Origin of the sequence: Anaerotignum faecicola, from assembly GCA_024460105.1 — a bacterium.
Lineage (GTDB): Bacteria > Bacillota > Clostridia > Lachnospirales > Anaerotignaceae > JANFXS01.
In genome coordinates, this window is the sequence record JANFXS010000001.1 from 239,644 (window position 1) to 254,600 (window position 14,957).

The following is a 14,957-nucleotide window of genomic DNA, read 5'->3' on the forward strand; positions in this document are numbered from 1 at the left end:
AATATGCCCTCCAGTCTATTCGACAACAATATAATCTTTAATTTCTTCAAACTTTTTCTCGCCTATTCCTTTTACTTCCATTATTTCCTCAACGGAAGTAAAATTACCGTTTTCTTTCCTGTATTCCAATATTTTTTCGGCTGTTTTTTCTCCGATGCCTTTAAGGCGCATAAGTTCTTCGGCGCCGGCAGTATTTATATTTACGAGGCTTTCCAGATACAGGTCCTCATCAAATTTTTCTTTTATTTCTACGGTATTGTAATATTTTACATCTTTTGGGATAAAATTAACCGTATATGGCTCCACCATGTTAGAATACCACAAACCGCTGGCTATCACAAACACAGAAATAATAAAATATTTATATTTGTTTAAACATGAAAACAATTTATTCTGCATTTTTATGCACGCTTTCTAAATTTTAGTATATTTTTGTATTTATTTGACAATAAAATTCTGATATACTATTTTAACATGAATATCAAAAAAAATATATAGGAGTTAACAATGAAAAAACAACTATTTCTTTTAATATCAATCATAATTTCAATAGTGTTAACCGTCCCGGCATTTGCCGCCGTAATTCCAGAAGATGTTCAAAGACAGGCCGAATCCCTTGAACTCGACGCCGAAAGCGCAATATTGATAGACGCCCTCACAGGCGATATACTTTATCAAAAAGAAATTGACAAAAAGCAGTTCCCGGCAAGCATTACAAAACTTATGACAATACTGCTTGCCCTCGAAAACTGCCCGGATCTCGATGAAACAATAGAATTTTCGCATGACGCCGTTTTCAGCATAGAACCGGGAAGCAGCCATATAGCAATTGACGCCGGAGAAAAAATAACTGTACGGCAGGCGCTGTACGCAATAATCTTGCAGTCCGCAAACGAAGTTTCAAACGGCGTTGCGGAACATATAGACGGTTCAATGGAAGAATTCGCAAAGCATATGACATCGCGCGCCAAAGAACTTGGATGCAAAAACACAAATTTTGTCAACGCCAACGGGCTCCATGACGAAAATCATTACACTACTGCATACGACATGTCTTTAATAGCAAAGGAACTTTTAAAATTCGATTTTTTCCGCGAACTTATAGGCACGACATATTATGAAATACCTCCTACAAACAAACAGCCGGAAACAAGGTATCTTTACGGGCAGAACCAGCTTATAAAGCCCTCGTCCGCATTTTATTACGATTACTGTGAAGGCGGCAAAACAGGATTTACAAACGAAGCCGGAAATACCCTTGTCGCATATGCAAAACAGGGTAACACCGAACTTATCTCGGTTGTTTTAAAATCCACAGGCTACGGAGAATATACCGACACCGCAAAGTTATTTGATTACGGTTTTAATAATTTTGAAACGGTAAACCTTGCGTCTGCCGGTGATTCGGCAGGCAGTGTCAATGTAAACGAAGAACGCAAAAAAGAAACCGTTACCCTTGGAATAGTCAACGCCGTTTTTGAGGAAAATATTTCCGCAACTGTGACAAAGTCACTGACAGGAAGCATAGAAACGCTGTATTCTATACCTGAAGATATAAACGCCCCCGTTTCAAACGGCCAGTTCCTCGGAACCGCAATTTACAGGATCGGCAGCGACGACATCGCAAAAGTTAACCTTATATCAGACAGCTCAATTATGCTTACGGAAAACAGCATACAAAACGCAGGGCAGAATACGGTCAATTTCAAAACGGCGTCAATTTTGCTGGCGGCAGCCGTAATACTAATAATCGCCGTAAAAATTATACTTAATAAAATTGCCCATGAACGCCGCAAAAGAAAACGCCGCGAGCGCATAAAACGCTACAGGCAGACATACGGCAACATTGATAAATAAGCTTAATCAAAAATAGCAGTTCAGGCGTATATATGTTATAATTCAGAGCATAAATATATAATATTAAAAGGAGGAATATCAAATGAGCGCAATTAAAATTGATAAACATAATTTTCAAAAAGAAGTTATAGAAAGCGAAGTTCCGGTACTTCTTGATTTCTGGGCGCCTTGGTGCGGACCATGCAGGATGGTATCGCCTGTCGTAGACGAAGTGGCGCTTGAAAACGCCAACTTCAAAGTAGGAAAAATCAATGTGGACGACGAACCGGAACTTGCCGGAAAATTCGGCGTTATGAGCATTCCCACTCTAGTTGTAATGAAAAACGGAAATGTAATCGATAAATCCGTAGGAGTACAGCCAAAAGAACATATACTGAAAATGATGGAAAAGTAAAAATGTACGATGCCCCGAAAATCCCAAAACGGATTTATCCGGGGCTTTTTTAATTATTACAATAAATTTTTTACACACCACCCCCTTTCCCTAAAACTGCATCAATAACTTATTAAAATATTTTCCGGTTTTGAATAATTAATACACAAAACAGCCGTTCCAAATATTTTTAACAAAATATACAATTTACATGCTAAAATTGACATATATTTTATTGTCTTTGTACGAAACACATTTGTAATCCACCATATTTCGACATCAAAAAAGAAAATTCATTCTGAAATTGTAGAATACTTGGAGATTAATGCACAATATTATCAGAACTTGCGGACGGTTATTATTGTAAGAAATTGTTGCAAAGTGTACAATAAAGCCAGAAAGTACAATTTTATAAAAAACGAGTGGAGGAACTTTAATGGAAATTAATTTTAAACAAAAGCTTACAGAGGATTTTCTGAAACTGAAAACCGACAAAGAAAAACGGGTATATCTTGAAATGATAAATTTTTTTGCGGAAGCCGATGAAAACGATTACAAGAATTACTACACACACAAAATTTTAAATGACAGCGATTTTTACTCAGTGGTGGATATTTTGTATAATCTTGACAACTTCTATATGCTTGAAGATTTTTTAGCACGAAACAAAAATAAATTTACATACAAGGAATACTGCAACAATAAACCTTTCTGCGATATTTCTGACGGCAATATTAACACCTTAATTAAAAGATACTTTAAAACCGAAGATAAATATGCCAAAATAATCTGATTATATTTATTTTTTAACAGCTGCTTATGAAGCGATATATAAAATCCCTTAACGTATTTTAAATCTGTCCGAAAACGCCGATAAAATATATTATAACCGCATACTGAAAAAGGCAATATTGCATCAGCCCCAAAATAACTTGTTTGCCGCCTTATAAATATAGCAAAATATATTGAGTTTCCCGCTTCATATAAAATGCGGCTGCATATAAACTTTAAGTTCAATAAAAAACCTCCAAATCAACCAGTTTGTTTTACTGTAATTTGGAGGTTTTAAAATGCCCGAACAATTATTTTAATATACTACTAAATCTATACTGATATACTTCCAATCTCCCTTCCCCGTCCCTTTTAACAGAAAAAGATACGGTGCAGTAAGGTTCGTAGTCGAACCTCCGTGAAACCCTTCTTTCTACTATTTCATCTTCGTCGTCAATGTAGACATATTTCAGGGCTATTTTATAAAGCTCCTCGTCGCTTATTTTATAAGCCTCGTCATCTAACGGGGCTTTTGACGTATAATCAGGCTCGCCGTTTTTAGTTATTCTCATTACTTTGTTATCGTAAATCAGGGCCCTGTACTTAAAATCAGTTTCAAACTCGCCCTTCTTTAAAACAAAGCAGACAGAACCTCTGTTTCCCGAGCCAATTTGTATTGTTAAATCGTCGTAAACATTAAAATTTTCAATATCAAAATCCGGATCTATATTTGATATAATGTATTGTTCGATTTTGCTTGTATCTTTATCTTCATAAGAATAGCTTATGTCGTCTAAAACTTCATACGTAGTAAATTCAAAATCATTTTCAGCAACATCGGAAAGCGGCCGTATTCCTTCCAAAGAACAATTTAAATCGGCATGCATACATTCCCCTTCCGCACGGTTCAGACAGTACGGAATCTTTCGTTCTTTCTGCCTAACGCCGCCAAATTGTCCGCGGCAAGTTATATTTCCGTACATGCAGCCGTTACCGCACCCATATCCGCATGCCATTGCACCATAGCGTCCGTTTTCGGTTACGTTCAATCCTAAATTTTTCGGACGCCCATATTGCGCCGCGTATACAGGCAGCGTAACAGATGACAAGCACAACGAAAAAGTTAAAAAAGCTAAAATTTTCTTTTTCATAAAACCCACTCCCCCAATGCAGTGTAAATAAACAACAATATGTACCATATTATATCCGCCGCTATTTTATCAGATCATAAACCTAAACAAAATATATTGTCAACTTGTATTTCATATTTTTATTAATCTTTGCAATTTATATTCCTATAATCTGAATCGCTTTATTTTACCAGAAAACTTTGATACCCATAACCTGTAAAAATTCTATACTTTGTCCATTACACACCTTTTATAATCATAATTCAAAACCTGTAAAACTGTTTTGCAGTATAAAAACTTGTTTTTCATACCGTCAATGTATGGTATAATAAATTCGTTACAATAACATGAGTTAATCCCGCCCTTTTAATTTCTTTGCTTAAAATAAGGGCTTTGCAGTTTATATGCCGACAAAGCAGAAAAGAAGAATTTATATATTGCTTTTATTGCGGCATAAGGAGTTTTATTTAAAACAATAATCTGTTTTCCCACGGCGTTTCCGTGGAAATTCTATATTTTAGGGAGGAACATAATGAGAGCAAGCTGGGACCAATATTTTATGGAAATTGCCGAAATAGTTAAAACACGTTCAACATGTCTGCGCCGCCAAGTCGGGGCTGTCATTGTTAAAGACAACCGTATTATAACAACCGGATATAACGGAGCTCCTTCAGGAACCCACCATTGTACTGACGTGGGCACATGCCAAAGGATAGAGCTTAACGTGCCGTCTGGCGAAAGGCATGAATTATGCCGCGCTCTGCACGCCGAGCAAAACGCCATAATCCAAGCCGCTAATATCGGCGTAAGCACGGAGGGCGCAACTCTTTACGTCACTTTGCAGCCATGCGTTATATGTGCGAAGATGTCTATTAATGCGGGCATAAAAAAAATTGTATACAAAGGCGCATATCCGGATCCGCTTTCGCTTGATATGCTGAGTGAAGCCGGAGTTGAACTTATAGTAATGGAGGGCTGATATTATGAAAATGATTTCATGGAATGTAAACGGCCTGCGGGCAGCAGTAGGAAAAGGATTTATCGATACATTCAACAGTTTAGGAGCCGATATTTTTGCAATACAGGAAACAAAACTTCAGGCCGGACAAATAGATCTTGAAACGCCCGGGTATTTTCAATATTGGAACTACGCCGATAAAAAAGGCTATTCAGGAGTGGCTGTTTTTACAAAAAAAGAACCTCTGAGCGTTTCATACGGCATGGGAATAGACGAACACGATCATGAAGGACGCCTTATCACACTGGAATTTGAAAAGTTTTACCATGTTACCGCATACGTGCCGAACAGCCAAGCAGAAAACGCCCGCCTTCAATACAGGGTAAAATGGGACGACGATATGCGCGGATACCTGCTTTCGCTCAGTTCAAAAAAACCTGTAGTATTCTGCGGCGACCTTAATGTTGCCCACGAGGAAATAGATTTAAAAAATCCTAAAACAAATATAGGAAACGCCGGATTTACATATGAAGAACGCGGCAAATTTTCCGAACTTTTAAAAAGCGGATTTATCGATAGTTTCCGCTATTTCTATCCCGATACGCAAGGGGCGTATTCCTGGTGGAGCTACCGCTTTAACGCAAGGAAAAATAATGCGGGATGGCGTATAGATTATTTTGTAGTTTCAGAAAATGCCGAAAAAAATATGAAAAGCGCTAAAATATACCCGGAAATTATGGGTTCTGACCATTGCCCTGTAGAACTTGAAATAGAATTTTAGTTATTACATACAAAAAAGTATTTCAAAACAAGTCATATTATGGTATAATCAGCGGGTAACTTTTTCATTTATACTATTATGCTTATTAAGGAGGAATATTTGTGGGCAAGTTTGAGGAAATGTACAGCAGCAAACTCCGCACGGCAGATGAGATCTCAAAATTACTTCATGACGGTTATGTGTGCGCTTCCCCGATTTGTATGGGCGAACCATTCGGAATAGTCCAGGCCATTGCCAAAAGGTCGGCTGAAGGCAGCCTTCATGATGTTGAAATAAACGGACTTCTCAGTATGCCCGGACCTGATTATTTAAAACCGGAACTTTACGGCAAAATCAAGCACACATCATGGTTTTTTGGTCCTGGCAGCCGAAAAGGCGGACAGGAAGGGCAGTTTGATTATATTCCAGGCAATTACAGCGATTTTTCCATGATTTGGACAAAACGCCGGCTTGACGTATGCCTTCTTACGGTTTCACCTATGGATAAGCATGGATATTTTTCCATGGGGCCGTATGCATGTATAGGCCCGTCAATATTAAGGCAGGCAAAGCATGTTTTCGTTGAGGTTAATAAGCACATGCCTCGGACTTACGGCGAAAACATAGTGCATATATCACAGGTTGAAGCCTTATGTGAAAATGACAGGCCTCTGCCGGAGCTTGCGGTTTCTCTTCCGAGCGAAGAGGAAAAGAAAATGGGGTCGTTTATTGCGGAAATGGTTCCTGACGGAGCGACAATTCAATTAGGTATCGGCGGCGTAGCCGGTGCAATAGGCAAAGCCCTCATAAATAAAAAAGATCTTGGCATACATACGGAAATGTTCTCAGACAGCATGGTCGATCTTATAGAAGCCGGCGTCGTAACAAACGAACGCAAAAACATATTCAGGGGCCGCAGCGTCAGCGCTTTCTGCTTCGGCAGCAAACGGGTTTACGACTTTATAGACGAAAACCTCGGCGTTGAAATGCTCCCGGTTGAATATGTAAACAATCCTTATGTCATTTCACAGCTCGACAACTTTATATCCGTAAACGCAGGCATGGAAGTTGACTTTCTCGGCCAAGTATGCGCCGAAAGCATAGGGCCTGTGCCTTTCAGCGGAAGCGGAGGGCAGTTTGACTATGTCAAAGGCGTTAAAATGAGCAGAGGCGGAAGAAGTTTCATAGCTATGAACTCCACAGCCAAAAACGGGGCAATTTCAAAAATAAAGCCCATGCTTACTCCGGGCGCGGCAGTTACTACACATAAAAACGAAGTTGACTGCATAGTTACCGAATACGGCGTTGCCGAACTTATGGGCAAAACCGTAAGGGAACGCACAAAGGCGCTTATTAATATAGCGCATCCGAAGTTCCGCGAGGAACTGGAATTTGAAGCAAAAAAAATGAATATATTAATTTAAAATACCAAATCCCCTTGGCTTCTAATGCAGAGGGGATTTTAGCCGCGCCATTAAAACGTTTTTTATATATTGAATTTAAAGCGCTTTCTGCGCCATTATACTTTGGCTGCGGCAAATCATCGTCATACTGCTTGTTTCATATCGGCTAATCCGCCGTATGCACGTCTGTATCATTTATGAATATAAAATTTAAAAAACACATGATTTAATCCGGCGTAATACTCAACAAATATATTTAGTTCCGACGCCGCTTTGGTATTTAGGCACGAGCATATGCTCCATCGAAACATGCGGAAAATATACTTTCAATAAAATATTCTTTGTCGAATTTAAATACGCCGATATACTTAAAATCTTTATGAACGGAGGAATAAACATGGCCTTGTCCGATCAAAATATCAGCGGCGAATATCTGGAAAAATTAAGACAAAATGTTATAAAGAAAAGTAAACTGCAATACGTTTTCCCTATTATAACTTTAATTGTACTGTTGCTGTATTCATTTATAAAAAACGGTATATTTTTTTCGTATCTTAGTTCCGAGGGCTTTGGAAATGCCGCGACGCAGGGAGCGTTCTTCAGTCTTATAGGCGGGATTATAATATCAGTTATGATTGCCTGTACAGTATTCTTAATTTACCACATAATGGTATGGAAAAAGGCGTACGATTTATTTGACTTTACTTTCAAGAACAAATATGTCCTGCATGCAGTCAGCGAAGTTCCCGGATTTACGGATTTAAAATACAGCCCACAAGACGGATTTACCTATGAAGAAATTCAAAGCTTAGGAATTGTCCCCTGCGGCCTTAAAACATTATACAAATCCAGCGACAGCCTTAAAGGTAAATTTGAAAATTCAGTTTTTGTTTCCTCCAATATTTCTACTTTGGAAACCGCCGATCATGATCATCATAAAGGCGTAACCGAATTGTTCAGCGGACAAATAGTATCGTTTTTCGTACCCGAAAGTTTAAATTTGGGGAACGGCTATCTTCAGATTTTTGACAGGAAAGCCGCTACGAAAATGAAGAATCAGACTGCACGGAAAAAAATCGAAACGGGCAACGGCATGTTCGACAAAAAATTCTTAATATATACAGACAATATCGAATATTCAAACCGAATACTTTCCTTAAAGACCATCGAAAAAATTTTAGAATTTTCAGAAACCGTAAACGATTTGGTATATATTGTCTTTTTGGGAAACCGAATGTTCGTTTCATGCAGGCAATTCCATCCCCCGTTCGGAACTTTTACAGACGTTTCTGTAGAGGAGCAGACACGGCAAATAAAAAAAGATACATATATTATACGAAAAGCCAAAGAAATAACGTCAGTAATGGAATAAAATTTATTGCTTCAGCCTAAAAATCATCAGTTTACAAAAACCAGCAAGGTAAGCTCTCACAAACATACAATACTTTTGGCACGCTATTCAACGCATCATCAAATAAATGCCGGCGCCGCTTTACACAGCGGCGCCGTTGTCTGTAAAAGCCATTATTCCGCTTTCTTTTGCTCCGTTTATAACAATATTCGCATACTCTTCCTCAGTCATACCGCCGCCACAGCTTGATCCCACACCTCCTATAGGCGCAATGAAAACCGGAATGCCAAATTTATGCCCAAACAGTTCAATGCTCGTGTCAATGCCATTATTTTCGTATATACAATCCATATGTATCTTAACGCGCGATAGGAAAGCCTCACTTTCAATAACTCGCCTGCCGCTTCCCTTTCAGCCAAGCCCCGGAACTTTCCTCTGCATTACGCCCCATTTTACACGAATGGCACACGTTGCAGTGCGGATAAACGGTATTCCTCGTATTCTTTAATACAGTTTCATAATTCACAAAACGCCGCTCCCTTAATTTTGATTATTAATACAAAACGCTGAATAATATGTCAAAATAACGCCTGCCGGATGATTTTATTATACTGTAACACCCGAATAAAACAGCCTAAAATACCTAAAACTACAAATACTTTTAAAAAATAATAGTAATTCATTGAATACATGTCCGCTATGTGATAGTATAAATACATTATATTTTTGAAAGGGGTTTATTTATAATGGAAGCTATTGATGTTGGGTTTTTGTCCCTCCTGCCGCCGATAATTGCCATTGGGCTGGCGCTTATTACAAAGGAGGTAATTTCGTCGCTTATAATCGGCATACTTTCGGGGACATTTATCTATTCGGCCTTTACCGCGGACGGTGTTATCAATATTATTGTAAAAACAATCGAAACAACCGTTACTCTTATGAGCAGCAAATTGGCCGATAATATAGCCATTGTTATTTTCCTTTGTTTCCTCGGCTGTCTTGTTGTTGTCGTAACAAAGGCCGGAGGTTCCAAAGCATACGGCGAATGGGCAAGCAAAAAAATTAAGTCGCGCGCTTCCGCCCAGCTTGCTACCAGCGCATTGGGCGCGTTAATATTTATCGACGACTATTTTAACTGTCTTACAGTCGGAACCGTTATGCGTCCGGTTACGGATAAATACAAAATTTCCCATGCAAAACTTGCATATATAATTGACGCTACTGCGGCTCCCGTATGTATTATCGCCCCGGTTTCCAGCTGGGCGGCGTCCGTAATAAGCCAGATGGGCGACACAGGGCTTAACGGTATGGATTCTTTCGTACGTTCAATACCTTTTAATCTCTACGCCCTGTTAACTATTGTGATGGTCGTAGTCCTTTCCGTAAGCAAGCTCGACTTCGGCCCGATGGAAAAATATGAATATATCGCAAGAAAAACGGGTAACCTCAACTATTCAAAATCAAACGCTGTTTCAAGTTCTTCATCTGACGAACTTGAAAACCTTGAAATATCGCCAAAAGGCAAAGTCCGCGATCTTGTTATACCTATTATTGCGCTTATCATATTTTCAATACTTTCCATGCTTTATGTAGGCGGATATTTCGAAGGCGGAATGACGATAGCGGAAGGTTTCGGCAATACAGACGCCGGCCCTTCGCTTGCATTAAGCAGTTTCGCCGCTTTAATTGTTGCGTTCTTCCTTTTTATACCTAGGAAAATTATAACTTTCCGAACATTTATGGACGGAATGGGCGAAGGCGTCAAATCAATGACGGGAGCAATAATAATACTTACCCTTGCATGGACAATAAGCGGCGTATGCAGGGATCTCCTCTCCACAGGTCCATATGTGAGCAATATTGTTGCCACATCAAATATGCCCACTATGCTTATTCCTGCCATTATATTTGTTGTAGCAGGGTTCCTTTCGTTCTCAATGGGCACAAGCTGGGGAACTTTCGGTATTTTAATACCAATAATCGCTTCCATATGCGAAGCCGTTGCGCCTGAGCTTACTATAATCTCGCTTTCCGCAACACTTGCAGGTTCTGTTTTCGGGGATCACTGCTCTCCGATTTCCGACACCACAATATTGTCAAGCACCGGAGCATCCTGTAACCATATAGACCATGTTTCAACGCAGATACCTTATTCCGTAACTGTGGCGGCATGTTCCCTTTTAGGATATATTGTTGCGGGATTTACAAAAAATCTTATCGCAACATGGATTGTGTCTGCCGGCGCGCTTGTAATTATTATGGTAGCGCTGCACAAGGCGGCCGTAAAAGGCGAAGAAGAATAAATATCCCAAAATTAAAAACCGCGGGCCTAACCCGCGGTTTTTAATTTTTCACCCTTTTCTGCGTTGCGCTATTCCTTATCGGTAAATTATTTTCGGTTTTACAAAGTACGCGCCTTAAATTAATAATATTTTAAATAAAAATTCAACTTTTTTTTGAATTCTGATTTTACGGTTTATTCGTAAATTAATTAACTATTGTAGAACTAAAATCCGTATTTAATATATAATATCTACGTTTTACTCTCTGTTTCTCATTTTTTCTTAAAATATAGCCATTTGAACGCTTATACCGCGGCTGTTATAATAATCCCATAGTAAAGAGTTTCACATATACCTAACCTTCCTTAATACAAGGCCTTGTAATTATTTCAAAGGAAATTCGGGACATTTTTAAAGCGACTCTCTTACGCAAAAATTAATCCCGTGTTCTGCCACAGGAGTTTATCATGAAAAAAAACAAATCTTCACTTAAAAGAAGGATTTCATTAATCTATGTAAGCCTTATATTTATTATTATAGTTCTCGGCGCAATTTCGATTTACAGCCTGAACAATATAAGCCGGTCTGTAAGCAGTTTAATAACGACAAACTATAATAGTATTGAAAGAATTTCAAAAATGGACGCGGCGCTTAAAGAACAGCGGCAGGATATGCTTTTATACATATACAGCGCTGATGAAGAAGATTCAATCTTAAGCTTTCAAAATCATTATTCAAGGTTTATGTCATACTATGATACGGAGTACAACACAATAATTATTCCGGAAGAAATGAGTTTTATTGTTCAAATAAAAACGGAATACTTAAAGTTTGTCGAAATGTTCAACAACCTTCAGACGTTTGACACCAGCAACCCTGAAAGCGGCCAATTCCAGCAAGCGCTTACATATTTTGAAACAACAATAGAGCCGCAATATGAAAAAACCCTTGACGAGCTGGAAAAGCTCAAAAAGTCAAACGAAACCGCTTTATTTGCAAGAAGGGACGAAACATATTCCATAATAAAAAATACCACATTCCTTCTCTTTTTGCTTTTCATATTCACGGCGGCAATATCATTTGTAGCCTTCCGTTATTACATAAATAAACTTTTCGGCCCGATTTATGAAATTACGCAGAACCTTAAATCAATACGCCAGGGGAATTTAAACAAAAAGGCTATAATACAAAATACCGACGAACTCGGAGCGCTTTGCAGCGAATTTAACAATATGACGCAGCGTTTAAGCGAGTTTGAACAAAGCACGCTGGGTTCCTTGATGGAAGAAAGGAACAAAACTTACGCGATAGTTAAAAGTATAACCGAACCAATGCTTATACTTGACGCAAACTATCATGTGACTTTAATGAACGATTCGTTTGAGAAACTTTTAATCCATTCTTCCGACGATAATACTGTAAACAGCCATTTCCTTGATGTTATGGCAGGCAGTTGTTTTTCAGACGTATCGTCAAAAATAAATTATAAGGCGGCCGAGTATTGGAACGGAATTGTTAAAATTACATACGACTGGAAACCTAAATATTATAACGTTATGGTTTCCCCCGTTTCATATCAAAACGGCGAACAGAAAAAATTCGTTATAATAGTTTTCTACGATATAACGGAAATGAAACTTTTGGAAAAAATGCGGACAGATTTTATCGCAACAATTTCCCACGAATTTAAAACGCCTTTAACTTCGATAATAATGGGCGCCGATCTGCTGGGAAATTCGTATATAGGCGATATGAACGACGAACAAAAGGAAATTGTCGAAACAATCAAAGAAGACAGCCAGCAGCTTAATGTGCTTGTAAACGACTTACTGGAGCTTTCTAAGGTGGAATCAAGCAGTATAATGTACCAATTCAAGCCGTTTTTAATTGAAAAGGCAATAGATAAATGCGTTAAACAATTTATGCCGCGCGCAAAAAACCTCGGAATAAAAATCGAAACGTTCCGCAACGGGAACCTTCCAATGGTAAACGCCGATTTTTCAAAAATAGTCTGGGTGCTTAATAATCTTGTGTCAAACGCCCTTAAATACACAACTGACGGCGATACCGTCAAAATCAGTTCCGTCTATTCAAACGGCGTTATAAAGGTATGCGTTGAAGATAACGGCAAAGGTATCCCCGAAGAATTTTTGGAGAAAATATTTGACAAGTACGTTCAAGTTCCGGGATGCGACCTAGAAACAAGGGGCACAGGTCTTGGCCTTGCCGTCGCAAAAGACATTATAACCGCTCACAAAGGGCGTATATGGTGCGAAAGCGATATATCCAAAGGAAGCCGGTTTTATTTCACCCTTCCGGCAGACGGAACCGGCATAAAATAATTATTGGAGAGCTGCTATGAATTTAAAAAACCTGACAAAAAACGCCCTTATAATTGACGACACAAAAAATATACGCCTTATGCTGTCAAAATGCCTTGAACTTGAGGGCTACAAAGTTGAAACGGCAGATAACGGCAAAAGCGGTCTTGAAGAAGCTTTGAAAAACAAATTCGACCTAATATTTCTCGACATAAAACTTCCCGAAATAAGCGGTACGGAAGTTTTAAGAAAGCTTAGAGGCCAAAACATTATGACCCCCGTAATAATTATAACTGCATATCCGACAGTAAAAAATGCAGTTGACTGTACGCAGCTTGGGGCTATTGCATATCTTCAGAAACCGTTTACAACAGAACGTATTCATAATGTTCTTTGTGAACTGCACTTGGAATCATCTAATAATAATACAGATATTGATTTTAGCTACATTAACAACCTAATTGAACGCGGCGAAACCGATAAAGCCATTTCAAGGCTTAAAACCGCCCTTTCATCTTCTCCCGAAGAAAGCAGGATTTACAACATGCTTGGGGAAGCTTACCAATCAGCCGGAAACAGTATATTAGCTGAAAAATTTTTTAAAGCGGCTGAAGCTTTTAAATAAAAGAATCTCAACCAGAAAGGTGGACTCATTATGGCAAACGAAAACGCTAAAAACTTTGTAGAAAAATATGTGCTCAACGACGGTGAAAAGGTGCTTTGGGAAGGCCGTCCGAAATCAATCAAATTTTTTGAAGAACCTCATACAACCCTCAACATTATACGTTGGGCAATAAGCGCGATATTGGTGTTCTGTGCTTTTAAGTATTGGGCGTACGGTTCTGCAATATCTATAGAAGCAAATGTTCATGTCGGAACAACTCTTTTCCTTTTATTCTGCGCAGCGCTTATTGCAATACGTCCGTTCCTTAACATCAGGAACCTCCAAAACAGGATTCACTACATTATAACGGACAAGAGAGTTATCGCTTACAGGAAAAAAGATTCTGAAACAGCTTTCATACAGTGCCGCAATCTTAAAGATTTTACAGAAGCTACAATAGTTTCTAAAGAAGGCAACTTAGGCGACTTATATATCGGCCCTAAAACAAGCGCCGCAGTAAGGTCAAGCCGCCGGGATTTACCTCCTGTTCAAAGGGAAGAAGATTATGTGCTCCCAATGGTATTATACAATATCTTCCTTCCGGAAGAAGCCGCCGCATTCCTCCCAGATTATATCAAAGTGAATAATGCAGGCTTAAAATCAGAAAAAAAAGCAGCATAAACCCAGTTGCTTTTTTATATAACATGTTCTTTGTGCGTTATCCCTCGCACAATTTGAACAAATCCCTACTTCTTAATAACCGGCCGGATATAACACCCAACCCAATATTCGGCCGGACTTCCTTAAAAATGTTAGTGCAAATACAACCTTCCTTATAAAATAAACCACTACCTATCTATAAAAATAATGACATAATAAGAACCTGTATCCATATTAAAATATGGTTACAGGTTCTTATTTCAATATCGGCATAAAATATATAAAGCGATTCCGGCTTAAATATCATTTCGTTTTTCCATACCTGCCATTTAGTAACTGCTATTTATATTGTTTTATGCACAGCTAAAATATAGCGTTCCTTATAGCTTAAATCACAGGGTTTATCTTCATCTGCAAATCATACGCACTGCACGCATGAGATTTTCCCTTTCAGCTTCATTGAGGTTTGTAAGGCTTGCCCGTATAT

Annotated in this window: 14 protein-coding genes; 11 read left to right on the forward strand and 3 right to left on the reverse strand. The window is 38.6% G+C overall.

The window, feature by feature from the left end:
• Positions 1 to 15: 15 nt before the first annotated feature.
• On the reverse strand, positions 16 to 399 hold the full coding sequence (locus NE664_01070) for a helix-hairpin-helix domain-containing protein (GenBank protein MCQ4725253.1): 384 nt from the start codon (positions 397 to 399) through the stop codon (positions 16 to 18).
• Between the two features lie 108 nt (positions 400 to 507).
• Here NE664_01070 and NE664_01075 point away from each other — a divergent pair, with 108 nt between their 5' ends.
• From NE664_01075 to NE664_01085, 3 genes are all read left to right on the forward strand, one after another.
• Positions 508 to 1,857 carry a D-alanyl-D-alanine carboxypeptidase gene (locus NE664_01075; GenBank protein MCQ4725254.1) on the forward strand — a complete coding sequence of 450 codons (1,350 nt, stop codon included), beginning with the start codon at positions 508 to 510 and terminating at the stop codon, positions 1,855 to 1,857.
• 82 nt (positions 1,858 to 1,939) lie between these two features.
• Complete coding sequence (gene trxA, locus NE664_01080) at positions 1,940 to 2,251, forward strand: thioredoxin (GenBank protein ID MCQ4725255.1); 312 nt, start codon at positions 1,940 to 1,942, stop codon at positions 2,249 to 2,251.
• 415 nt (positions 2,252 to 2,666) lie between these two features.
• Positions 2,667 to 3,023 (forward strand): hypothetical protein, encoded by a 357-nt coding sequence (locus tag NE664_01085; GenBank protein ID MCQ4725256.1) that lies wholly within the window; start codon positions 2,667 to 2,669, stop codon positions 3,021 to 3,023.
• Between the two features lie 289 nt (positions 3,024 to 3,312).
• Here the strand turns inward: NE664_01085 and NE664_01090 are convergent, their stop codons facing one another.
• Positions 3,313 to 4,152: a hypothetical protein gene (locus NE664_01090; GenBank protein MCQ4725257.1), complete on the reverse strand. Its 840-nt coding sequence runs from the start codon at positions 4,150 to 4,152 to the stop codon at positions 3,313 to 3,315.
• 511 nt (positions 4,153 to 4,663) lie between these two features.
• Here NE664_01090 and NE664_01095 point away from each other — a divergent pair.
• From NE664_01095 to NE664_01110, 4 genes are all read left to right on the forward strand, one after another.
• Complete coding sequence (locus tag NE664_01095) at positions 4,664 to 5,110, forward strand: dCMP deaminase family protein (GenBank protein MCQ4725258.1); 447 nt, start codon at positions 4,664 to 4,666, stop codon at positions 5,108 to 5,110.
• Between the two features lie 4 nt (positions 5,111 to 5,114).
• Positions 5,115 to 5,870 carry an exodeoxyribonuclease III gene (locus NE664_01100; protein MCQ4725259.1) on the forward strand — a complete coding sequence of 252 codons (756 nt, stop codon included), beginning with the start codon at positions 5,115 to 5,117 and terminating at the stop codon, positions 5,868 to 5,870.
• Positions 5,871 to 5,971: 101 nt separating this feature from the next.
• Positions 5,972 to 7,273 carry a 4-hydroxybutyrate--acetyl-CoA CoA transferase gene (locus NE664_01105; GenBank protein MCQ4725260.1) on the forward strand — a complete coding sequence of 434 codons (1,302 nt, stop codon included), beginning with the start codon at positions 5,972 to 5,974 and terminating at the stop codon, positions 7,271 to 7,273.
• A 376-nt stretch (positions 7,274 to 7,649) separates the two neighbouring features.
• On the forward strand, positions 7,650 to 8,624 hold the full coding sequence (locus tag NE664_01110) for a DUF3137 domain-containing protein (GenBank protein MCQ4725261.1): 975 nt from the start codon (positions 7,650 to 7,652) through the stop codon (positions 8,622 to 8,624).
• Positions 8,625 to 8,744: 120 nt separating this feature from the next.
• Here NE664_01110 and NE664_01115 read toward each other — a convergent pair whose 3' ends face one another.
• On the reverse strand, positions 8,745 to 8,993 hold the full coding sequence (locus NE664_01115) for an alpha-hydroxy-acid oxidizing protein (GenBank protein MCQ4725262.1): 249 nt from the start codon (positions 8,991 to 8,993) through the stop codon (positions 8,745 to 8,747).
• A 356-nt stretch (positions 8,994 to 9,349) separates the two neighbouring features.
• On the opposite strand from NE664_01115, the gene NE664_01120 reads away from it, so the two are divergent.
• The 4 genes from NE664_01120 to NE664_01135 all read left to right on the forward strand — a co-directional run bounded on the left by NE664_01120 (position 9,350) and on the right by NE664_01135 (position 14,491).
• Positions 9,350 to 10,906, forward strand: coding sequence for a Na+/H+ antiporter NhaC family protein (locus NE664_01120; GenBank protein MCQ4725263.1), 1,557 nt, complete (start codon positions 9,350 to 9,352; stop codon positions 10,904 to 10,906).
• Positions 10,907 to 11,352: 446 nt separating this feature from the next.
• Positions 11,353 to 13,227 carry an ATP-binding protein gene (locus tag NE664_01125; GenBank protein MCQ4725264.1) on the forward strand — a complete coding sequence of 625 codons (1,875 nt, stop codon included), beginning with the start codon at positions 11,353 to 11,355 and terminating at the stop codon, positions 13,225 to 13,227.
• 16 nt (positions 13,228 to 13,243) lie between these two features.
• Positions 13,244 to 13,831, forward strand: coding sequence for a response regulator (locus NE664_01130; GenBank protein ID MCQ4725265.1), 588 nt, complete (start codon positions 13,244 to 13,246; stop codon positions 13,829 to 13,831).
• A 30-nt stretch (positions 13,832 to 13,861) separates the two neighbouring features.
• Positions 13,862 to 14,491, forward strand: a complete 630-nt coding sequence (locus tag NE664_01135) for a hypothetical protein (GenBank protein ID MCQ4725266.1) — start codon at positions 13,862 to 13,864, stop codon at positions 14,489 to 14,491.
• Positions 14,492 to 14,957 lie beyond the last annotated feature (466 nt).